The sequence below is a fragment of the Mucilaginibacter paludis DSM 18603 genome, from assembly GCF_000166195.2.
GTDB lineage: Bacteria > Bacteroidota > Bacteroidia > Sphingobacteriales > Sphingobacteriaceae > Mucilaginibacter > Mucilaginibacter paludis.
The window spans coordinates 3,666,669-3,688,944 of the sequence record NZ_CM001403.1; the positions used below are offsets into that span (position 1 = coordinate 3,666,669).

General features: G+C 43.0%; 25 protein-coding genes. 10 read left to right on the forward strand and 15 right to left on the reverse strand.

Going from position 1 to position 22,276, the window contains the following annotated elements; all coding sequences use genetic code 11:
- Nucleotides 1–120 precede the first annotated feature (120 nt).
- Complete coding sequence (def, locus tag MUCPA_RS15550; RefSeq protein WP_008507638.1) at nt 121–693, forward strand: peptide deformylase; 573 nt, start codon at nt 121–123, stop codon at nt 691–693.
- A gap of 101 nt (nt 694–794) precedes the next feature.
- Here def and MUCPA_RS15555 read toward each other — a convergent pair whose 3' ends face one another.
- From MUCPA_RS15555 to MUCPA_RS15565, 3 genes are all read right to left on the reverse strand, one after another.
- Nucleotides 795–1,433, reverse strand: coding sequence for a carboxypeptidase-like regulatory domain-containing protein (locus MUCPA_RS15555; RefSeq protein WP_008507640.1), 639 nt, complete (start codon nt 1,431–1,433; stop codon nt 795–797).
- A gap of 120 nt (nt 1,434–1,553) precedes the next feature.
- Entirely contained in the window at nt 1,554–1,832 is a 279-nt protein-coding gene (locus MUCPA_RS15560; protein ID WP_008507641.1) for a NifU family protein, read from the reverse strand.
- A 30-nt stretch (nt 1,833–1,862) separates the two neighbouring features.
- Complete coding sequence (locus MUCPA_RS15565) at nt 1,863–2,945, reverse strand: Mrp/NBP35 family ATP-binding protein (RefSeq protein WP_008507642.1); 1,083 nt, start codon at nt 2,943–2,945, stop codon at nt 1,863–1,865.
- A 110-nt stretch (nt 2,946–3,055) separates the two neighbouring features.
- Between MUCPA_RS15565 and MUCPA_RS15570 the strand changes: the two genes are divergently transcribed.
- Both MUCPA_RS15570 and MUCPA_RS15575 read left to right on the forward strand, forming a co-directional pair.
- Nucleotides 3,056–5,209 (forward strand): transglycosylase domain-containing protein, encoded by a 2,154-nt coding sequence (locus MUCPA_RS15570; protein WP_008507643.1) that lies wholly within the window; start codon nt 3,056–3,058, stop codon nt 5,207–5,209.
- Between the two features lie 68 nt (nt 5,210–5,277).
- Nucleotides 5,278–5,907 (forward strand): NAD(P)H-dependent oxidoreductase, encoded by a 630-nt coding sequence (locus MUCPA_RS15575; protein WP_008507644.1) that lies wholly within the window; start codon nt 5,278–5,280, stop codon nt 5,905–5,907.
- A gap of 99 nt (nt 5,908–6,006) precedes the next feature.
- Here MUCPA_RS15575 and MUCPA_RS15580 read toward each other — a convergent pair whose 3' ends face one another.
- The 8 genes from MUCPA_RS15580 to MUCPA_RS15615 all read right to left on the reverse strand — a co-directional run bounded on the left by MUCPA_RS15580 (nt 6,007) and on the right by MUCPA_RS15615 (nt 13,686).
- Nucleotides 6,007–6,678 carry an HNH endonuclease family protein gene (locus MUCPA_RS15580; RefSeq protein WP_008507648.1) on the reverse strand — a complete coding sequence of 224 codons (672 nt, stop codon included), beginning with the start codon at nt 6,676–6,678 and terminating at the stop codon, nt 6,007–6,009.
- Nucleotides 6,662–7,993, reverse strand: coding sequence for an AAA family ATPase (locus tag MUCPA_RS15585; protein ID WP_008507650.1), 1,332 nt, complete (start codon nt 7,991–7,993; stop codon nt 6,662–6,664). Before MUCPA_RS15585 ends, MUCPA_RS15580 begins: the two co-directional genes overlap by 17 nt.
- A gap of 129 nt (nt 7,994–8,122) precedes the next feature.
- Nucleotides 8,123–8,584, reverse strand: coding sequence for a hypothetical protein (locus MUCPA_RS15590; protein ID WP_008507651.1), 462 nt, complete (start codon nt 8,582–8,584; stop codon nt 8,123–8,125).
- Between the two features lie 4 nt (nt 8,585–8,588).
- Nucleotides 8,589–10,277 carry a hypothetical protein gene (locus MUCPA_RS15595; protein ID WP_008507652.1) on the reverse strand — a complete coding sequence of 563 codons (1,689 nt, stop codon included), beginning with the start codon at nt 10,275–10,277 and terminating at the stop codon, nt 8,589–8,591.
- 5 nt (nt 10,278–10,282) lie between these two features.
- Nucleotides 10,283–11,056, reverse strand: a complete 774-nt coding sequence (locus tag MUCPA_RS15600) for an ABC transporter ATP-binding protein (RefSeq protein ID WP_008507653.1) — start codon at nt 11,054–11,056, stop codon at nt 10,283–10,285.
- Between the two features lie 66 nt (nt 11,057–11,122).
- Nucleotides 11,123–11,524 (reverse strand): ribosomal maturation YjgA family protein, encoded by a 402-nt coding sequence (locus MUCPA_RS15605; protein ID WP_008507654.1) that lies wholly within the window; start codon nt 11,522–11,524, stop codon nt 11,123–11,125.
- Between the two features lies 1 nt (nt 11,525).
- The gene (locus MUCPA_RS15610) at nt 11,526–12,038 is read right to left on the reverse strand and encodes a YcxB family protein (RefSeq protein ID WP_008507655.1); all 513 of its coding nucleotides are present in this window, start codon (nt 12,036–12,038) and stop codon (nt 11,526–11,528) included.
- Nucleotides 12,039–12,147: 109 nt separating this feature from the next.
- Nucleotides 12,148–13,686, reverse strand: coding sequence for a YifB family Mg chelatase-like AAA ATPase (locus MUCPA_RS15615; protein ID WP_008507656.1), 1,539 nt, complete (start codon nt 13,684–13,686; stop codon nt 12,148–12,150).
- Between the two features lie 98 nt (nt 13,687–13,784).
- Between MUCPA_RS15615 and MUCPA_RS36155 the strand changes: the two genes are divergently transcribed.
- The 3 genes from MUCPA_RS36155 (at nt 13,785) to MUCPA_RS15630 (ending at nt 15,725) form a co-directional block, all read left to right on the forward strand.
- On the forward strand, nt 13,785–14,642 hold the full coding sequence (locus tag MUCPA_RS36155) for a helix-turn-helix domain-containing protein (protein ID WP_008507657.1): 858 nt from the start codon (nt 13,785–13,787) through the stop codon (nt 14,640–14,642).
- 92 nt (nt 14,643–14,734) lie between these two features.
- A complete protein-coding gene (locus MUCPA_RS15625) occupies nt 14,735–15,280 on the forward strand; it encodes a YbhB/YbcL family Raf kinase inhibitor-like protein (protein WP_008507659.1) in 546 nt (181 codons plus the stop codon).
- 82 nt (nt 15,281–15,362) lie between these two features.
- Nucleotides 15,363–15,725 (forward strand): hypothetical protein, encoded by a 363-nt coding sequence (locus MUCPA_RS15630; RefSeq protein ID WP_008507662.1) that lies wholly within the window; start codon nt 15,363–15,365, stop codon nt 15,723–15,725.
- Between the two features lie 87 nt (nt 15,726–15,812).
- On the opposite strand, the gene MUCPA_RS39250 is transcribed toward MUCPA_RS15630, so the two are convergent.
- Nucleotides 15,813–18,329, reverse strand: a complete 2,517-nt coding sequence (locus MUCPA_RS39250) for a TonB-dependent receptor (protein WP_008507664.1) — start codon at nt 18,327–18,329, stop codon at nt 15,813–15,815.
- A gap of 81 nt (nt 18,330–18,410) precedes the next feature.
- A complete protein-coding gene (locus tag MUCPA_RS37770; RefSeq protein ID WP_157543920.1) occupies nt 18,411–18,734 on the reverse strand; it encodes a hypothetical protein in 324 nt (107 codons plus the stop codon).
- 215 nt (nt 18,735–18,949) lie between these two features.
- On the opposite strand from MUCPA_RS37770, the gene MUCPA_RS15645 reads away from it, so the two are divergent.
- From MUCPA_RS15645 to MUCPA_RS15655, 3 genes are read left to right on the forward strand one after another with little or no spacing between them, the layout of a single operon-like run.
- The gene (locus MUCPA_RS15645) at nt 18,950–19,297 is read left to right on the forward strand and encodes a hypothetical protein (protein ID WP_008507668.1); all 348 of its coding nucleotides are present in this window, start codon (nt 18,950–18,952) and stop codon (nt 19,295–19,297) included.
- A 2-nt stretch (nt 19,298–19,299) separates the two neighbouring features.
- Nucleotides 19,300–20,010, forward strand: a complete 711-nt coding sequence (locus tag MUCPA_RS15650; RefSeq protein WP_008507670.1) for a peptidylprolyl isomerase — start codon at nt 19,300–19,302, stop codon at nt 20,008–20,010.
- A gap of 23 nt (nt 20,011–20,033) precedes the next feature.
- Entirely contained in the window at nt 20,034–20,801 is a 768-nt protein-coding gene (locus MUCPA_RS15655) for an exodeoxyribonuclease III (protein WP_008507673.1), read from the forward strand.
- Here MUCPA_RS15655 and MUCPA_RS15660 read toward each other — a convergent pair whose 3' ends face one another.
- Together MUCPA_RS15660 and MUCPA_RS15665 are read right to left on the reverse strand one after the other, a co-directional pair.
- Entirely contained in the window at nt 20,802–21,104 is a 303-nt protein-coding gene (locus MUCPA_RS15660; protein ID WP_008507675.1) for a type II toxin-antitoxin system RelE/ParE family toxin, read from the reverse strand.
- On the reverse strand, nt 21,097–21,330 hold the full coding sequence (locus MUCPA_RS15665; protein ID WP_008507677.1) for a hypothetical protein: 234 nt from the start codon (nt 21,328–21,330) through the stop codon (nt 21,097–21,099). The genes MUCPA_RS15660 and MUCPA_RS15665 overlap by 8 nt, the downstream gene beginning before the upstream one ends.
- A 164-nt stretch (nt 21,331–21,494) precedes the next feature.
- On the opposite strand from MUCPA_RS15665, the gene MUCPA_RS15670 reads away from it, so the two are divergent.
- Entirely contained in the window at nt 21,495–22,262 is a 768-nt protein-coding gene (locus MUCPA_RS15670) for a slipin family protein (RefSeq protein ID WP_008507679.1), read from the forward strand.
- The last annotated feature ends 14 nt before the right edge of the window (nt 22,263–22,276 follow it).

The following is a 22,276-nucleotide window of genomic DNA, read 5'->3' on the forward strand; positions in this document are numbered from 1 at the left end:
AATTAAATCTATTGGTAAATTTCTTAAATGGTTTGCCATCCTTTTGTTTATAAAATCAACTCACATTCATAAAACCATTAAAATTTCCATCAAAAAATTAAATATCTTATTTTTGCAGTGATGAAATATCCCATTATAGCCTACGGCGACCCGGTATTAAGACGAGCAGCAACAAATATTGAACCCGACGAATATCCACACATTAAGGAATTGGTTGAAAACATGTTCGAGACGATGTATGCCGCCCGCGGTGTTGGCTTGGCTGCTCCACAGGTGGGTTTATCTATGCGTTTATTTGTTATTGATGCCACACCGTTTGATGATGACGAACCCGAACTAAAGGATTTTAAAAAGGTTTTTATCAATGCCAAGGTATTAGAAGAAACAGGCGAGGAGTGGAGTTTTAATGAAGGCTGCCTGAGCATCCCCGATATCAGGGAAGACGTTTATCGTAAACCGGTGGTCCGCCTGTCGTACTACGACGAAAACTGGAAACACCATGAAGAAACCTTTAAAGGATTAGCGGCAAGGGTTATTCAGCACGAATACGACCACATTGAAGGTAAATTGTTTACCGATAAGCTGAGCCCGTTGCGCAAACGTTTGATCCAGAAGAAGCTGACCGATATTTCGAAAGGGATTGTGAATGTGGAATATAAAATGAAATTCCCGGCTGCTAAAAAGGGTCGTTAATGGATTATCAGGTATCCAAAATCAGCCTCACCGAAATAGAGAAATATGTAACGAATGCCCTGCTTAATATGATATTAAGCAGGATAATATAGATTAAAGTATTAATTATCGCTTACGCCGCGGCTTTTGTTACCCTCGCTAATTTCTTTGATTAAAGCACCCCATGCAAAAGGGTTAAACAACGGATTGCTAAGCGACGAATGCTGGTTGATAATAGCATTGTGCTCATCCTGAAAAAAAGCATTTTGAATTTCTTTACTATCCCGCGGAAGCGACCGTGTTAATGATGCGATAGATTTTCCGGTCAGGTTTTTACGTGCTATCTCCAGGTCATCGTCGGCTATTTTTAACGTTAAAAAATCCTTCCTGAATTCGTCCGTCGTAGCCCATGGAAAAATACGAACCACAGGTAAATTGATGGATTGCCCATTTAATTTAACATGCAGCGTATAGCTCCTGTCCTTGGTGTTTGATGGTATTACCACCAGGGTAGAGGCATAACCAATAGATGTAAAACGCAAGGTATCACGCTCATGTGCTACAAAAGAGAAATAACCCTTATAGTTAGCCAAAGTACTCTGCCCCTTAGCAGATAAGTTGGTGATTGTTGCATACGGTATTACGGTGCTGCTATCGGCACTTAATACAACACCAGTAAATTGCACCAGCGGCCTTTCGTTTTTTTGTGCGAAAGCCGATACGCCAATTAAGGTAAACCATATCAAGATCAAACGCTTCATTAATGATATGCTATATTTTGGATGAGTCAATTTGTTAAAAAATATTAAAATCAATATGCAAATTACGCAATTTCTGGGCCAAAAGTATATCCACCTCTCAATAATTTAACACAGTTTAACTTATCTTAGGTTCTCGGGCAAAACTGCCGCTGGATCGTCAATATCCGTCAGGTTAATGGCTTCAACCCCTGTAACTTCCGGAACGGCTTTTTTTATTGCTTGCTCTATGCCTGCCTTAAGCGTCATGATGCTCATCGGGCAAGATCCGCACGAACCCAATAATTTCAATTTTACTACATTGTCTGCGGTGATCTCTTCAACCGAAACATTCCCGCCATCAGTTTCCAGATACGGACGAATGGTATCTAAAGCTGCTTCCACCTGATCTAAAATTGTCATTGCTTATAATTTACTGTAAATATAAATAATTTATTGCATTTGTGCTGCTTGCTGCGGCCTGGCATTCACAATGGCCACCTGCTGGGCCACCCGTTTAGCCAGATCGATAAACGCTGCCGACATCGGGTTATTATCGTCTAATATCAGCGGCTTGCCTGCATCACCAGATTCGGTAATCCCTTTTACCAAAGGGATCTGTCCTAAAAACGGAGCGTTAATTTGCTCAGCAAGCTTTTTACCGCCGCCTTCACCAAAAATATAGTATTTGTTGTTGGGCAACTCTGCCGGAACAAAGTACGACATGTTTTCAATAACGCCCAGTATAGGTACGTTAATGGCCGGCATTAAAAACATGCCTATGCCTTTACGTGCATCGGCCAGGGCAACATCCTGCGGGGTAGTTACAATTACTGCGCCTGCTATCGGGAAACCCTGTGTAATGGTGATGTGGATATCGCCCGTACCCGGAGGCAAATCAACAACCAGGTAATCCAGCTCGCCCCATTCGGCATCATTAAATAGTTGCTTTACCGCGGTTGATACCATTGGCCCACGCCACGGAACCGGCTGATCCGGGTCGGTAAAGAAACCAATGGATAATAACTTGATGCCGTATTTTTCGATAGGCTCAATCCGCGTTTTACCATTTTCCTGGCTTGCCCTCGGTTTGGCACCAACCAGGCCAAACATAATAGGTACCGATGGGCCGTAAATATCAGCATCTATCAAACCCACTTTTGCGCCCGTATGGGCTAAGCCCAGCGCCAGGTTGGCTGCCACAGTGGATTTACCTACGCCGCCTTTACCGGATGCCACGGCTATAATGTTTTTAATTCCAGGTAAACTATTGTTGGCTTGGGTTGTCACCCGGGATGTCATATTAATGCTAACGTCCGCTTCTTTGCTTATAAAATGCAATATCGCGTTGCGGCACGCGTTTTCAATCATGGCTTTCAGAGGGCATGCCGGTGTAGTTAGTATAACGGAAAAGCTTACCTTAAGGCCATCAATGCGGATATCCTCGATCATTTTGAGTGTAACCAAATCTTTTTTCAGATCGGGTTCTTCAACATGGCTCAGTGCGGCAAGTACTTGGTCTGTAGTGATGATCATTTTTAAATAGAATAAATATAAAACAGCTTATGCGGGAGTTTGTTACAATAAAATTGAATGCAGAAAACTGTTGTAAAGATAAGATTATTAGTTTTAGTTAAAATTTACTGATGCGCCGTCTCAACCCTAAATATATCCGTATTGCCGGAATAACATTTCTTTGTTTATTTATAATCGGCCTGATAGCTGGCATTATAGCCTTCTCCAAGCGCGAAAAGTTGTTGCGATCTGCTATCAGCAAAGCTACTGCAAAAGCCAAAAGAGATTATAATTTAGATGTAAAAATAGGTTCTGCCCACTTTTCGGGCTTAAGCACGGTGTCTTTTTCCGGAATTACAGTAGTGCCGGAAAACCGGGATAGCCTGGTAAGCATCAGCAATTTTGAGGTAAGTGTAAAATTATGGCCATTGTTGTTTGGTAATATGAAATTGGCATCGGTTAAGCTTGATAACGGCGTATTAAACCTAAGCAACGTAAAGGGCGTAAAGAATTTTGATTTTCTATTTAAAAAGAAAAAAGACACTACCGACACCCATTCGGGAGGGGATATATCTGTTGTGGCCAATAACCTGATTAACCAGGTACTTTATAAAATTCCGGACGAACTCGATATCAAAAACTTTACCATTAAGTTTCACGACGATAGCATCAACGTAAAGCTGTTAACCCAATACGCGCTGATCAAAAACAGCAACCTCAGCTCGGCCATCATAGTCAACAACGGCGAATCAACGCTGCATTTCACCGGCAAAATGCGTCCTTCGGATAAATACATCGATGTTAAATTTTATGCTGACAACAAAAAGGTGGAACTGCCATTTATCCAGAAAAAATTCGGCATGAAGCTTAGTTTCGATACCATCAGCACCGAACTTAAAAAGGTAGAACGCAGCGATGGCGAAACCCGCATTTATGGTTATTGGGCTGTAAAAAACCTGCTGATCAATCATCCTAAAATAGCATCAAACGATATTATCATCCCTTCGGGCTCCATCGATGCTAACATTTTTATAGGCGAAAATTATGTTTCAATCGATAGTTCGTCGGCCATCCATATCAAGGATGTAACTGCCAACCCTTATATTAAATATACCTTAAAACCAGTAAAAGTTTACGAGGTAAAATTGCATACCGATTTTATTGACGCGCAAAAGATTTTTAGTTCTTTCCCGATAGGTACATTCGATGCGCTCGAGGGTATACAGGTTGCCGGAAAATTATCTTACAATCTTAATTTTTACCTGGATACCTCGAAGCCCGACGATGTTCAGTTTGATTCGAGCCTGAAACAGGATAACTTCCACATTGTGAAATATGGCCGTACCGACCTGAATAAACTGAACGGCCCGTTTGTATATACGCCCTACGAAAAAGGCAAGCCGATGCCCTCGCGGATGATTGGCCCATCGAACCCCGATTATACCCCGATCGGAAAGATTTCGCCATACCTGCAACACGCTGTAATGACGGCCGAAGACCCTACCTTTTTTAAACATAACGGTTTTGTTGAAGAAGCCCTGCGCAAATCAATAGCTATCGACTTTAAAGAGAAGAAGTTTAAACGGGGCGGCAGTACCATATCAATGCAGCTGGTAAAAAACGCCTTTTTAAGCAGGCAAAAAACCATGGTGCGTAAGGTAGAAGAAACGCTGATTGTCTGGATGATTGAAAATACGCACATCATATCAAAAACCAGGATGCTGGAAGTATACTTCAACATTATTGAATGGGCCAAAAATGTTTACGGCGTAGGTGAGGCATCCCGTTATTACTTTGGCAAAAGCCCATCTGAGCTTAACCTTGGCGAAAGTATTTATATGGCGAGCATTGTACCCAAGCCCAAAACCGGCTTATACGCGTTTGAGCCTGACGGTAGCCTGAAGGGTTACCTGGCCAATTATTTTAACAGCCTTGGCAGCATGATGGCAATGAACGGTTATACTCAGCGCGATAGCAGCAACTACGGCTTTTACGATGTAAGGCTCCGGTCGGCATTAAGGCAAAAGGTGGCTACAGTTGATACTGCCGCGCTGGATAAGATGAACCAGGACGATGAGGATAACGATGCCGTCCCGGTAGTACCGCAGCCCGAAAAGAAACCTAATTTTTTTCAGCGCCTGTTTGGTAAAAAAGATACTACCAATAAAAAAGAGGTAATTGATACCGCAGGCAAGAGCAAAAAAGAACTTCGCCAGGAAAGACGCGAACAGCGCCGTAAAGAAAAAGAAGCCAAGAAAAAACTCCAGGAAAACGGGCTTTTTTAGTATTGACATAAGGGTGACCCAAATACATGTTCAAACACCTATATTTGATTATTATTTAGAAAATCACCATGTCTCTGATAGAAAAATTAAACTGGCGCTATGCCACCAAAAAATTTGACCACACTAAAAAGTTAAGTGCTGAACAATTAGAAAGTTTGTTAAGTGCAGTTCAGTTGGCTCCATCATCAATGGGTTTACAACCTTACCGGATATTGGTTGTTGAAGACGCCGAGATCCGTGAGCAATTACGCGAGGCCGGTTACGGTCAGCAACAAATAACCCAGGCTTCACAACTGATTGTATTTGCTGCCGAAACTAACCTTGACGAAGATTTTGGAAAGAAGTATATAGACCGCATAGCCGAAGTACGCGAGATTGGCCGCGAACACCTTGCCGCTTTTGAACAAATGGTTTTAGCGAGTGTTAACGGTCAGGGCGAAGGTGAGAAAATTGTTTGGGCGCACAAACAAGCCTATATTGCCTTAGGCGTGTTGTTAACCGCTGCTGCCGACATGAACATTGACGCATGCCCCATGGAAGGTTTCCTGGCAGGTAAGTTTGATGAAATATTGGGCTTGAAAGAAAAAGGATTAACCACATCGGTTATCGCTACAATCGGTTTCCGTGCCGAGGACGACAGCTATAGTAAATTAGCCAAAGTACGCAGGCCTAAATCGGATTTGTTTATCCATATCTAAGCTTTTTTATTGATTTGAAGGGGTTCTGCCTTAACATAACCCCTTCAATCATTTTGAATACATGCGCTACTAATTCCAATTCTCAAATAAGAGGATGAATCAGCGCTGTTGATTATTCTCAGAAGCGTTATCAACGTATTTTTCTTTAATCATTTTTGCAAAGGCCGAATATTCCCCTGAAGTTTCTATAAATTCATCTAAAAAAGTTCTTGCTCTCGGATCAATATTATAATAGCTCGCTAAGAAGACGAATATTCTTACTTTTTGATTCCTGTCCTTAATTAGTGTTTGCTTATTTAGTCCATAAATTCTTTCGGATGTCTCTCCACGTTTATTTTTAGGTTTAACAATCGAAACAAGGGTTTCTGCATCAAACTCAAACGAAAAAAAATCATTAGGATCCTCTTCACAAGGGTTAATTAACAATCCTCCCTCACTTTCTAATGGCCACTCGTCTCCTTTCTGCCCGGCACCATTACACTTTTTGCAAGACAATAGCAAATTCTCCCAAATTACTGCTTCGTAAGGAAATTTTGCTTTAGGTTTAAAATGTTCGATATCACCATAGTCGACATTTTCAATATAAGACTCACAAAAAGCGCATTTTCCATTAAACATTTCGCTTAAAAATGCTTTTATCTCAGGATGGCGGTATTTGCTAATAGCTTTATGTCGTTCATCCGCAGATGAGGCATTTTTGATTTTTTCTACCCAAATAGTTTCCTTCTTTTGTAAAACAGATGGTTTTCCTGTTCTATTTATTTTTATCATTTAATTTATCCATAAGAAATTCCTGAACTTTAAAATCTAATGAGTTCTCATTAGGCAGCTCACCTAAAGCCTCTCTCACTAATGGGATCGCAAGATCCAATTCTGTTTGTTCGGAATTATTAAGTGTTTTCTTTTTTTTCAATTGAAAGTACCTGTCTAATTTATTTTGCGTCTCAGGAGAAAAAGGAGAAATCAGTCCAAATGCCTCACTTTGTAGAATTTTGTCGACACTTAATGCATGAATGTTTTTTATCTCCTCTACAATAGTGTTATTATCTTTACGATAAAAACGGTATGTAACGGCATCTTCACCAGATCCGGCAGCAATTAGTGGACTGTGCGTAGCCATAATAAACTGCATTCCAGGAAAAGTTTGTCTCAACAAACCTGCAATTGTTCTTTGCCATGTCGGGTGCAGGTGTATATCTAACTCATCGATCAGAACAACCCCCTCTTCATTTAACGGATCATCACTCAATGGAAATGCTTCAATTAATCTCCAAATTAAATCTCCTGCAAGTGCTAATACGCTTCTAAAACCATCAGACAATGCTACGGTGGAAACTTTTGAACCTTGTACTTTAAACCAAATCCGTCCGTTACCGTCGATAGAATCAAATGAATTTCCCTCTGGTAGTAATTTATTAATTGCCTTAATACCCCACTCTTTTTGTTTTTTTGCTATTGAATCATCAGATTTTGATATTCTATAATCCAGATATACCATCCAAGTTTCAAACGCTTCTAACGCTTGGTCCTCTCTAAACTGCGTGAAAAAGTTTGTATAGCGCAATGGGGTTTGCAGGGAAGGTACTAATATCCTATTAGCACGAGTGAGTCGCCTAAAAGCTCCATATCCTGCACCAAACCACCCTTTCCCTTTTGGCAACAGAGCATTTTCCCTCAACCAAGGTATAACTCTGCTATTGGTATCCTCTGTAATTATAGGCTCTGTAAATGTTTTGTTATTTATTGTCAGTTTTTCACTTCCTGTAACATAAAAAGTGTATCTAAACATTTTCCGCTCTTTTTTCTCATTGCCATACTGTCCAGGATCATTTAGTCCCTGATGTAATACAATGGTCATTTTTCCTGGTTTAAAATTATCTTTTAGCCATCCATCAGGTTTTAGAAGCTGTGCAGCTCCCTCAGGGCCAGCTAATAGCAAAGACAACGCTTGTAATATGGTGCTTTTTCCGGTACCATTTTCTCCTAACAGATTAATCCAGGGATATGGTTCTTTTTTTGTGCCTAATTTAATGGTCTGCTTTTCAAAGCACTTAATATTGTCCAAAGAAATCTCTTCTACCCACATTTGATTTTGTTAATAAATCAAATCTAACAAAATTGCGCCATTTATAACACGCTACGCAATCGTATCATCCGTTTCGATAATTACAAGCACCGGCCAAACTACAATTAGCAATAAAGTTGCAATTGTTTTTTAATCCAGCGTGTCCGGATAGGTGATCTTAAGATCACTTATTATTTTGCTTTTTACAGGCCTCGCGCTAATCAAATACAGGATGACAGCCACCGCCACCATAGCAGCAATGAGGTTGCCGGTTAAAAGCCAAACCGCCGTATTAAATAGCGCAGCACCCTCGAGCGGAGCGTAGCGCATTATACAGGCGGACATATACTGGGTAAGCCTGTTACTTACTGGCGCAGAAAAGTTAATTTCGGCAAGCTTTTTATGGTACAGAAAACCGCTTACAAAAGCCATCATTGCAGCTAAAGCGACAGCTACGTATAACAACGGAATATCGCCGGGCTCAATGGCGGTGTGTACAGGCCCCGGTTTTATGGATGAAGCTACCACCAGGAATAGCGTTGAGCCCGTGCAAAGCGCGATGTGAATAATTCGTATTACTTTAAATGAAGGCGGTTGTTGATTGTTATTCATCAGTCTATTCGATTTCGTTTAGTTCGATATTATCCCAGGTTTGCTTGCGGTAATAATTAAATAATAGCCAGTAAACCAAGGCCGCAGGGATAATGGCAATCCAGATCACCATCTCCCATCGCGAAAGTACGTAATGGCCGAAGCCAAATATACCGGCAAGGGCAGTTATTAACAACGAGGTTATTATGCGCCCTCCAGCTTGCTTGTTTAATACCGGCCTTGAAAAGGGAAGCCCCTTTACTAAAAACAATGCCATCACAATACCATAAAGCTGGATCATCAGGAAGGCCAGTATAATATCGTTTATAACGGCGGTTCCCCATACAGCCACACAAGCCGCGCCTAAAACAAACATATAGGGTAAAAAGTAGAGCGCCGTAATGGCCTTGTACATACCCGCCAAAATTTTACCGGGCTTGCTGATGGGTAAAGCATAGTATACCCAGGCGGCCTTATACTTTTCGGTTTGCGAGATCTGTTGCAGAATGGCAGCCAGTACAATAGAGCTGAAGTAGAGCAAAAAGATATAACTTTTGCCATGCTGCATTTTGTAAAACTGCCCGGCAACGTCGCCACTACCTGATAAGGTAAAGTAAGCAAAGTACACCGGTATAAAGGCAAATTGCGGATAAACCTTCATTTTAAACTCGCGCGTGCGGGCAGCCAGTTTCCAGGTGATCCGGAAGCCGGCATTCTCAACCGGGTCGGGCGCTAAAAAGTTTGCGATTTTATCAATTATTCCTGATTTTTTTTCGGCTTTGCTCGGCACACCGGATGTCGCCCCGTCGGACATGGCTATCATTGATAAGCGCCTGTTAAAACCGGGAGCCAGCACCTTTACCACAAACCAAATGGCTACCAACGGAACCGTAATACCGGTTATGGCCATCAGGCTGGTTATCAACGTTGCCCGGCCAGGGTGTATCAATACCTCGTTAAGCGAAGCTATCCAAACAGGCGGTAAAAAATAGGACCAGGTATGCCCCATCAAATTAAAATCGGCCAGTACCGACATTTTGATTAATCGGGGCAGCAACTGATAAGCCGCAAAAATTAAAATGGAAAACGCGATCTGGAAATAGCTGATGATATCTTTAAACCGTTGCGGGCTTACCGATTTCATGAGTAGCAGGTAAATGATATTGACGATAAAAATACTTAACAGCGTAGCCACAATAACCTGTATCAAAAACACGGGCACGGCAGCGGCACCATCAATAAAGCCAATCATAATCATGGCGGGCAAACCTTGCACCAGCGCCAGGCGCAAAACGTAAATGCTGATATGCGATATACGTGCTATAGCCACCGTACGATCATTAACGGGCCGGGGCGCTATAATCAATTGGTCGCGCACGTCAATCAGCACCGTTGTAAAATCGGTAATGAGCGTTAAGGACATTAGCACCATAAAGGCGCTAAAATAAACCGTTTGCCCAACCAGGGGCTTGTTGAAAACAAACAGAACAGCGCCATACAACGCTCCGAAGATCAGCGAGAAAACAGTTACCTTAAAGGAAGAGGAGGCTGAAGTAGTAGTGGCACGCCTACGGCCGGCAAACATGGCAGGTGGCCGACGGCTATCCATCAGGAGTTTAACCCGGAGGATCTCATGCAGTTGGTAGGTATCAACACCGGTTCGTTCCAAAAAAGGGTTGAACAAGGCAACTAATCGTAAAAAAAGCTTATCCATTGTGATCAGTCAAAAGCGTTCATAATGGCATCGGTTTCATGACTTGAAGTATCACGACCGGTTAATTTGGCAAAAATCTGCTCCAGCGTATCACTGTGGTTCTGCTTGAGCGACTCAAAGGTACCGTCGGCAACAATCTCGCCTTTGTTAATCAGCAATATCCTATCGGATACTTTTTCAACTACATCCATCATGTGCGAGCAATAAAATATGGTTTTGCCTTCTTGCGAAAGGCGCACAATTAATTCTTTCACGGTAATTACGGCGTTAGCGTCCAGCCCCGAAAGCGGTTCATCCAACACAATAATCTGCGGGTTGTGGATAATGCCCGAAATGAGCAGCACCTTTTGCTTCATCCCTTTAGAGAAGGTATCCATCCTGTCGTTCAAATTAGCGCTCAGGCCAAAGGCCCCCAATAGTTTTTGTGCACGTTCGGTTACTACATCCTCTTCCATATCATATAGCTTGCCTATAAAATCGAGGTATTCCATCGGCGTAAGCACCTCATATATCTCGGCATTTTCGGGCACATAACCCATTAAACGTTTAATGTCCTGCGGGTTTTGCGCCATGTTAAGGCCATTAACAATTACCTCGCCCTCAAAATCGGGGATAAGGCCGGTCAAAATTTTTACCGTTGTTGATTTACCTGCCCCGTTCGGCCCGATGTAGCCTATCACCTGACCCGGAAAAATATCGAGCGTTAAATGCTTTAAAACCATTTTTGATCCGTATGATTTGGAAAGATTACGGATCTGGATCAGTGGTACGGTACTCATTTTGCTGCTTTTTTAATACATCCAAAAGATAGAAAAAATATTTTAAATTGATAGTTGAAGTATTGACTATCCGTTCAGGAAGCTGTTATTTTTATTAGCACCGATCATCTTCATAATTAAAGCGCCGATAACTATGCCCACCGTGTAACACAACATATCGCCCCACGAAAACACCTGCCCCAATACCAGTTTACCAAACGTAGTTTGCCTGATCTGGTTGATCCATTCTGCCTGGTAAAGCTGGCTAAGCTCTATGCCATAACAAAACAATAAGCTGATGATGACCACTTGCTTTAAAGCTTGATTAATAAAAATAAACCGAACCATAAAAAACACCATAGTTGCCCACAATACATCGCCCACCCAAAGCGGAACACTCGTAACCATTCGGGATAAAAAGCCGAGGATAATGGATAGAATGATCAGGAAAATATATATTATTGCGGGAGTGCGGATAAGGCCTTTCAATTTACAACTGAATTTTTATTTTAAACCCGCTTTGCTTCAGGTAATCTTTCAGAGCCCTGATGTCCGTGCCGTTATCCAAACCAACTTTAATAATATTTGCCGACCTGTGGCTTTGATATAATAATATCCAGCCGTTCACTCCTTTGATCTTATAAATTTTAGCCCATTTATAAAGAGATGTAAATGATTCGCCGGTAACATTTACACCCTCCTCTGTAAACTCGTAGCTGGTTGCTTCCTGCAGCATCTGGTTACTTTTAAAGCTTAGTGGCACCGTGATTAACGGAATTATGATGATTAATATAGTCCAAATAGTTACCATTAGCCCGTAATAATAGAGGTCAGAATCAAAAATGGCGTAGTTGTGTGTTACAAACAGCCCTGTGGAAAAAACTATAAACAGCCCTGCAAATACACACATACATAACATCCAGGCCCTGGCAAACATAAGCTGGTAATGTAGTTTAAGATATTCCCTTTTTAAAAGTTGTGACTGAATTGTAAAACTGTTCATTGTTGCAGATGGTTATTTAATTGAATGTGTCTATTTTAACGTTCTCCTTTGGCAAATACACACTTTAATTTGTTTTGGTAAATGGAGGCTATACTACTCAGCAAGGCCATTATCCCGCCCAATTCTCCCTGTCCAAACTTCGGTAATGGATGGCTTCGGCCAAGTGTTCCATTTCAATGTTCTCGCTTCCGGCAAGGTCGGCAATGGTTCTGGAAACTTTCAGGATACGGTCATAGGCACGCGCCGAGAGGCCCAGTTTCTCCATCGCCTTTTTCAGTAAGGTTTGGCCTGCTGTATCTATCTTGCATAGGTCGCGCACCATTTTGGTACTCATTTGGGCATTAGAGTGTAATCCCTGCTGGGAGCCAAACCGGGCTATTTGTACATCCCTTGCCCTAATCACCCGCTCGCGGATGCCTTCGCTTTTTTCGGCCAGCCTGTCTGATGATAGTTCGGTAAAGTTTACCGGTGTTACTTCAACATGCAGGTCTATCCTGTCCAGCAGCGGACCCGATATTTTGCTCAGGTATTTTTGTACCATCCCCGGAGGGCAAACACATTCCTTTTCGGGATGATTATAATAACCGCAAGGGCAGGGATTCATACTGGCTATCAACATAAAGCTGGAGGGATAATCGACCGACATCCGCGCACGCGATATGGTTACCCGGCGTTCTTCCAGCGGCTGGCGCATTACTTCGAGCACCGTGCGCTTAAACTCGGGCAATTCATCCAAAAACAAAACACCGTTATGTGCCAGCGATATTTCGCCGGGCTGTGGATTGGTGCCTCCGCCAACCAAAGCCACATCACTGATGGTGTGGTGCGGTGAGCGGAAGGGCCTTACAGTAACCAGCGCATCACTTGCCGAAAGCTTCCCGGCTACCGAATGGATCTTGGTAGTTTCTAAGGATTCCTGCAAACTTAAGGGCGGCAGTATGGAAGGGAGCCTGCGGGCCAGCATGGTTTTACCCGCTCCCGGCGGACCAATCAGTATCACGTTGTGGCCGCCTGCGGCGGCAATTTCTAAGGCGCGTTTAATATTCTCTTGCCCGCGTACTTCCGAAAAATCGCTGTCGTAATTGTTAACGCTGTTATAAAACTCTTCGCGGGTATTCACAATTTCGGCCTTTAGCTGAACGGTCCCGTTAAAAAAGCCGACGACCTCCGTGATGCTTTCAACGCCAAAAACTTCCAGATCGCTTACAATAGCGGCTTCCCGCGCGTTTTGTTTTGGCAGGATAAAACCTTTAAACCCTTCTTTGCGGGCCTGGATAGCAATGGGCAAAGCGCCTTTAATGGGCTGTAGCCCGCCATCGAGCGAGAGCTCGCCCATAATCAAATACTTGTCCAATTCGTCAGGCGTAATCTGGTTAGATGCCGCCAAAACACCGGTGGCTATGGTGAGGTCGTACGATGAGCCTTCTTTCTTGATATCTGCCGGTGCCATATTTACAATTACCTGCTGCCTCGGCATGTGGTAACCACAGTTTTTTAACGACGACTGTATCCGGAAATAGCTTTCCTTAACGGCATTATCCGGCAAGCCGACTATAGAATACTTAGTGCCCGATGCAATATTAACTTCAACTGTAATGGTTGTGGCCTCAATTCCGTAAACAGCGCTGCCAAAGGTTTTAACTAACAATTTATGATGGTTTAGTATAACGGTGAAAGATACTGGAAATCTATAATATGGAAAAATGCAGATGATGTAATAAATGCATAAATGATACATTTGTATATATGCAGCACATCAATATTCCGCAAGCGATAAAAAAGCATCCGCAAACTGCTTGTGATGATATTGCTTTTGTGCTATATAAAGAGCATTCACAAGCTCAAAAGAACCGGGTGATTTTTAATTGTAATGTGATCAGTTTTGTGGTTAATGGCGTAAAGGATATTTATAAATCATCACAACGGACCATTATTAATACCGGAGAGGCAGTTTTGATCACCGAAGGGCACAGCATCATCGCCGAGCATTCGCTCAACCGGTCGGAGTACAGCAGCATCCTGATTTTGTTTCCGACGCGTTATTTAGTTGATTTTTTAAACCGGACCGATATATCGCCAAAGCCCGGAGAATTATTTGATGCGGATAACCAGCTGGTAAAATTTAAGCAAACACCTTACCAGGCCGGTTATCTGCAAAGTTTGCTGCACATTATTCAGCACCAGCCAAGCATCCCAACTGCCCTGGGCAAACATAAGCTTGAAGAGCTTTTTTTGAGCATCCCTGCCGAACATCTCAGCGAAATGGCCTCGGTTTTTAAACCATTGATTGATACCCGCGAACTTTCGCTCAAAAAACTGGTTGAAAATAACCTGGTGAATAATTTAACATTAGACGAGATTGCTTTTTTAGCCAACAAAAGTTTATCGTCCTTTAAGCGCGATTTTGAAAAAGCATACGGCCTTAGCCCGGGCAAGTACATCCGCGAGCGCAAATTACAAATCGCTTCCGCCGAGCTGATGCAAGGAAAACGGGTAAGCGAATTGTATGTTGATTTGGGCTACGAGAGCGCGTCCAACTTTACATCGGCCTTTAAAAAGCAATTCGGCTTAACACCTAAGCAATATCAGCTCCAGGCCAAATAAGGATTGAGCTTTTTGCAGCCTTTTTTGGCCTGATTTCAATTGATGAAAAAAACATATTGAGGCACTTTTGGTCAACAAAATAATTGACGACCATGAGAACTTTATTTCACTTTCTTTTTTTTATGCTGATCGCGGATGCGACAGTAAATGCGCAAACCTTTACCCTGAAAAGCAACGACCTCGGCGGGCAGTTCAGCAATGAGTTTACCCTGAATGGTTTCGGTTGTACGGGCGCCAACAAATCGCCGCAGTTATACTGGCAAAACGCACCTAAAGAAACCAGGAGCTTCGCCATCACCATTCACGACCCTGCCGCACCTACCGGCAGCGGATGGTGGCATTGGGTGGTATTTGATATCCCGGCCACGGTAAGCGAGTTAAAACAAAACGCGGGCAATAACCAGGAACACCTGTTACCGCAAACGGCTATCCAGAGCATTACAGATTTTGGCCAACCAGGCTACGGCGGCCCCTGCCCACCGGTTGGCGATGCGCCGCATCCGTACATTATAACGGTTTACGCTTTAAAAACGGCCAAACTGGGCCTAGATAAAAATGCTTCACCGGCTTATGTTGGGTTTGCCATCAGCAATAACCTGATCAGCAAAGCATCGCTCATTGTATATTATAAACGGTAAAGCATCACTAACAATTTACATTTAATTATTAGGCAATTTGCCGCAAATGCTGTTACTTTATCAATAACAATAATTAACAGACATGAAAAAAATCGGCTTCATACTATTGATAGGCTTTGCAAGCGTTAAAACTTTTGCGCAAACCACCATTGATGCCAAAGATGCCGCGAAGCACATTGGCGAAAAAGTAACCATTTGCGATAAAATATATGGTGGTAAATTTTTAAGCGGCGGCGGTATCACCCTGCTGGATTTAGGTGCAGCACACCCCAACGAGTTATTGACCTTGCTGATTAAAGGCGACGACCGGAAAAAGTTTAAGGATGCTCCCGAAGTAGCCTTTAAAAACAAAGCTGTTTGTGTTACCGGAACGGTAATTGATTACAAAGGCAAACCCGAAATTGTAATTACCGAAGCAGACCAGATTAAATTAACAGAGAAATAAAAACAACAAACCCGGCCGAGGCCGGGTTTGTTGTTAAAAAAAGACGCCAATGCTCTCTTGTTCCCCCTTCAGGGGATTAGGGGGCCCCTACCCCTTACTCTTAGGCGAAAAATCAAAAGGCACTACCACCTTAAAGCTGATATTCCGGCCCATGTTAAATATACCAGGCTGAACGCCCGGCCCCGGCTCAGCATTATCAAAATATTTTAACCGGCTCATGTTCGATTGGTAATTTACATTCGCCAGGTTGGTGCCTTCAATAAATAACTCCAACACTTTTTTACCGGCCGCGTTAACAATATTGCCGCCAACACCGGCGCTAATCAGGTTATAGCCCGCAGTATAGGTTTCTGTACCATACGCCGAAAAAAATCTGTCCTGGGGATTAAAATGATCAAAACCAACAAAGGCATATACGTTTTTCAATGAGCCAAACCCTTTGTCAAATTTTCCGCGCAGTTCAGAATGGGTGTGCAAAGGCGGGATAAACGGCAGATACTTTAAACTATCGGGCACCTTACCACCGGTACCTTTATTCTGCCCGTAAGTTAAACTCATGGAGTTTTCAAAGTGTAACCATTTAACAGGATGAATATCCAGGCTCAATTCGCCGCCATAAATTTGGGCCTTGGTTTGTACATACTCAAAAGTGTTATACCCCTGTGTTAATACCGGCGAACCATCGGCATTAAGCAATTGCTGCTGAAAAATATAATTTGAAATACTATTGTTAAAAACCTCCGCGCTGGCGCTCACGTTAGGTAGTGTTAAAAAAGCCCCTATATCTTCCTGCAAGCTAAACTCCGGAACAAAGTTTTTGTTACCGGTATGATAGATCTGCGAACCCGGATCGGCCCCGTTGGACGATAGCTCGGCAATGCTCGGTGCCCTGAAACCACGCGCGATATTACCCTTGATCAAAAATTCGTTCGAGAAATTGTACGTTGCGCCAAAGCTTCCCGAAAAGCCCGTAAAGGTTTTGCTCAAGGCATTAAACTGCGAAACCACGTTAGGCGTGGTGGTTGGATTGCTACCAGTATATAATAATGGGAAAGCAGCATTGGTAGTATCAACATAAGCAGCCTGTCCGGTAAATGAGCGGCTATCAAATCGCCCACCTGCCGATACATCTAATTTGCCATAGCTCTTTTTAATTAAAAAGAAGGGGCCAATATCAAACTGGTGGTAGGCCGGTATCGGAAAATTGGTGCCCGGGCCCAGGCTATTGGTTTGATACATGCCGTTTAAACCAACCGATGTTTCATAATCCTTAGCGAGGTTAAAGTTGTATCTTAAATCGTAAGTATAAGTATTAAGATTGAGGTTTAAGCCCGGTATATCGGTAGCGGTAGGGTGTGTAAACTCCCGGCGATGGCTATACTGATAGCCCAGGTTTACGCTTAAACTGCCATTATCGCCAAATACAAAATTGCTGTTGCTATAAATGCGGTATAACTGCACATGCTGATGCAGCGGAGAAATACTGTAGGAGTTTAACTCAGATGAGGATACGATAGGGCGGAAGGCATCCGCTTCGGTAACCTGTTTGGTAAACTGGCGTGTAAGCGAGTCGCGGCTTCCATCGGGAATCTCCTGCTGATCGTCAAATACCGAAGCGTTTAGGTACGAGTAGCCCCATGATTTGTTTATACCCACCATTACCCGCGCATCACGCTCCTGGTAGGCGGTATTATATACACGGCCGTCATGCTGGTTCTGATAATCTTTAGCGCCTTTAGCAGAGATTACCGTACCCCAAACCAAACCATTTTGGTTGCCCTGCAAACGGAACGAACCATTGTATAAACCATTGTTGGTACCGTAAATACCCTGTACCGATCCTAATATTTTCCCTTCCGCAACCGGTGCCGGCGATATCAGGTTCACCACGCCGCCTATCGCGTCAGACCCATAAGTTAAACTTGCAGGTCCTTTGATCACTTCAATCCGGTCAACCGCGTTTTGGTCAACCTCAACACCATGCTCATCACCCCATTGCTGGCCTTCCTGGCGTATCCCGTCTACCGACGTAATTACCCGGTTATAGCCTAAACCGTGTATAAAGGGCTTAGATACGTTGGGACCGGTGGTAACCGCGCTTACACCGGGCAAGTTGGCTATCTGGTCTATCACGTTGCCCGCTCCGGCCCGCTCATCAAGCGCTTGTTTGGTGATGGCAACGATGGGGATGGGGCTCTTTTTCAATTCGGTTGCCCGTGCAACACCTGTTATAACCACTTCTCCGGCCTCAATGGTGGATACATGCATCTGGAAATTCATGACACTGTTTTTTGTAAAATCAACCTTTTGATTGATGGTGGCATAACCAATATAACGCACCTGCACCAGGTAGGTACCTTTAGGCACGCGGTTTAAAATATATCTACCCTGGGTATTGGTAGTAGTAGCGTTTTTTAAATCGGGTATGCTTACGGTTACGCCAATTAAAGGCTGCCCGTCGGCCTTATCGGTTATCAGCCCGGTTAGTGTGCCGGTCGCGGCGGCTTTGGGCTCATCGCCGTTAACTTTAATGGTGTTAATTGAGTAGGCAGAAAAATAGATAAACAGGGCAAAAAATGAACCTATAAAAATTTTTAATTTCATGATAACATATAAAAATTGAATAAATAGAACATCCCGTGGGAAACATCCCCGGAAAATTGGATACAATAAAATTTAAAAATGTTATACGGTGGGAGGGGAGCGCCCGGCAGAGAGGATGAGCGCGATGCCTTTATAATCGTGCTGACGGGTGTAATGCGTATCGCAAATGGTAACCAGCGGGCTTACTGTGGCGTTGCCAAATATAGCCATGTGTGTATGATGCATCATATCGCATATATTACACTTGTCGGTTACGGTTTGTACCGGTTGCTGAGCTTTTACAGTATGCTGAACCGGCGTTTTAAAAGAATGAAAATGCTGGTGAGAATACACCATAGTTTGCCCTGCTATAAAACAGATCAATATGATCCAGGCAAAACGGATATGGAGTTTTTTCTTTTTCAACTTATGGTGTAACGTTACAACACAGGGTTAATTACTTATTCGCGTTATTTTATTACCGTTAGCGCCTGATCAGTAACAAACTGCTAACAAAAGTAATATTTTATTTCAAAATTGATTTTTTTACCCGTCATGCGTTGGTAACATTATCGTGATGCCGTTTTAAGGCGATTGCACCCAACGCGAAGGTATCGTCATATTAACCTTATATTTGCCGAATGAAACCTGCTGAAGTTAATTTTAAATGGACCGAACTGCAACAACGCATAGCAACTGATTTTGATACAGATACTCCTGATATTAAGGTGATGCTATTTTTAATAGGTGTGCAGGAACTGGGGCAGGGGCCAAAAAAATTTAGTAAGCGGCAAAAGGAAGAACTGATGCATATTGCTAATTGCAGGCTTTTTAGTAAACTTGGTTTTTATGAACTGGAAGGGCTGGACCAGGATGGTTGGCCGCATTGGAAAATGATTGTTCCGATACCAAACTATACTCTTTTAGAACAGGAAATGCTCATCAAATCTCTCATTATTGATTATTTTGATGAGATTTATAATAGCTGAATATGAAGAAACTTTTTACCCTGGGCCTAACCTTATTAATATTATCCACGGCATTTGCCAAAGCGCCTAAAAATCAATACATCCGGATTAAAAGCAGCTACGGGATGTGCATTATCCGTTTGTATAACGAAACGCCAAAGCACAGGGATAATTTTATTAAACTTACTAAGCAAGGTTATTTTAACGGTACGCTTTTCCACCGCATTATCCAGGGCTTTATGATACAGGGCGGCGACCCGGATTCTAAAAATGCCAAACCGCTTATTGAGTTAGGCAACGGGGGGCCAAAATATACCATTGATGCTGAATTTAACGATAGCCTTTTTCATAAACGAGGCGTATTAGGCGCCGCCCGCGAAAATGATGATGTTAATCCTAAAAGAGCATCCAGCGGTTCGCAGTTTTACATTGTTGAAGGCAAGCGCTATACCGACGAGGAACTGGATAAGGTAGAGATAAAACGCCTGCAAGGACGTAAAATACCACCATCGCAGCGCGAATGGTATAAAAGCGTAGGCGGCACGCCGCAACTTGACCATAATTATACCGTTTTTGGCGAGGTAATAACCGGCATTGATATGGTTGACAGGATTGCCGCCATTAAAAAGGACGAGCGCGACCGCCCTTTGCAAGATGTAGCCATATCCGTTGAATTACTGAGCAAACGCGAATGTAAACAACTGGATAAGTTGCTCCTGCTCAATACCCAATAACCGAAACAGATTTTATTACCAGAATGAAGATCATCACTTATAACGTTAACGGCATACGCTCTGCCATGAGTAAAAACTGGCTATCCTGGCTGCAAGCCTCGGATGCCGACGTAGTTTGTTTGCAGGAAATTAAGGCGACACCCGATGTATTGACCGACCTGTTACTGGTTGAACAATTGGGCTACGAGCACTACTGGTATCCTGCCGAAAAAAAGGGGTACAGCGGCACCGCCATTTTTACCAAACAAACACCAAAACATATAGAGTATGGCTGCGGCATCAGCGATTTTGACCGTGAGGGTAGAAACATCCGTGTTGATTTTGACGATGTATCGGTGATGAGCGTTTATTTCCCGTCCGGATCAAGCGGCGATGAGCGGCAGGATTTTAAATTCCGGTTTCTGGATGAGTTTGGCGAGTATATTAACAAATTAAAGTGGGCCTACCCCAACCTGGTAATCTCGGGCGATTATAACATTTGCCACCGGCCAATAGATATTCATAATCCAAAATCAAATGCCAATTCTTCCGGATTTTTACCGGCTGAAAGGGAATGGATGGAGAACCTGATTGAATCGGGATTTGTTGATACCTTCAGGTATTTAAACAAAGAACCCCATAATTATACATGGTGGAGCTTCAGGGCAAATTCAAGAGCCAAAAACCTGGGCTGGCGTATTGATTATAATATGGCAACACAGCCTTTGCAACCGCTTATTAAACGCGCGGCTATACTATCCGAAGCTCGGCATTCAGATCATTGCCCGGTATTGCTGGAATTGGATTTATAGTTACAAATTTTTTAACTGATTTGGATTTTGGCGATTATCAAACAGTGATATAATTTCGATGGTATCACTGTTGATCCTGAAAAAAATTGAGGTTTGAGGAGAAAACACATACCGGCGGATTGATTTGTCTTTTAAAACTATTGGAAAGTGCTCCGGCTGATGTTGAATACGTGTTATTGTAGCCTCCAACTCATTGATGACGCGTAAAGTAATTTGTTCGCCCCATTCACTCCATAAATAAGCTACCAGATTCTCGTAGTCATTCAAAGCCCTGTCCGACCACAATAATTGAGTCTCAGCCATTACGCAAATCCGCAAGCTTCTGCTTTATGCGTGCTTGTACCTGCACAGTTGTGTGTACCCTGCCCGCTTTAAAATCCTCCATGCCTTTGGCAATACCTTCAAGTTCGGCTTCCGAAAGTGGATAGTCTTCATTTTCGATATGGTATTTTAGTTCCAAACGATTCAATAAAGCCTGTAATACCGGCAGGTCCTTTTCCTTATCGAGCTCAACTGTCAATGTCACCATACTCAAATTTACAAATATTTATTTTAAAGAAACCAGGATATTTCATGTTATTCGGGTCAATTCCGCACCGGATAAAAATTATTTATCCCACCCTTATGTATTCATTATAAATGATTTATACATTTACCGGGTAATTATTTCTGTAACCTTCAATTCAAAAAATCATGTACCTGCTACCTATCCTTGGTTTTGTTGTTTTTGTGTTAATTTTAATGGGCGTACGTATCGCTCAGGAGTATGAGCGCGGCGTTGTATTCAGGCTTGGCCGGTATCATAAAACCAAGGGCCCGGGCCTTTACCTGATCATTCCGTTTATCGACACGCAAATTAAACTGGATATCCGTACCAAAACGGTAGATCTGGAACAGCAGGAAACGATTACCAAAGATAGCGTGACCATTAAGGTGAACGCGGTACTTTGGTTTCGCATTACCGACCCGGAAAGAGCCATTATCAAAGTAGCCAATTACAACCAGGCCGTTTACCAGTTTTCGGTTACCGCGTTACGGAACATTATCGGTCAGAATTTACTCGACGAAGTTTTAAGGGAGCGCGAGCAGATTAACAGTACCCTCCAAAAAATTGTGGATAGCGCCACCGAACCCTGGGGCATTAAAATAGAAATGGTTGAAATGAAGGATGTAGAGATACCCGAATCCATGCAGCGGGCCATGGCCCGTGAGGCGGAGGCCATCCGCGAAAAGCGCGCCCGTATCATCAAAGCGGAGGCCGAGCTCGAAGCATCTATTAAACTGACCCAAGGCGCCAAACAAATGGAAGGCAGCCCCATCGCGCTTGAATTAAGGCGCATGCAGATGTTATCAGAGATCGGCATTGATAACAATACCACAACCATTGTTTTGGTACCATCGGACTTTACCAACGCCGCCAAAAGCTTTACCGAAATGGTAAATAGTAAGCCTAAGGATTAAATATCGCCGACTGC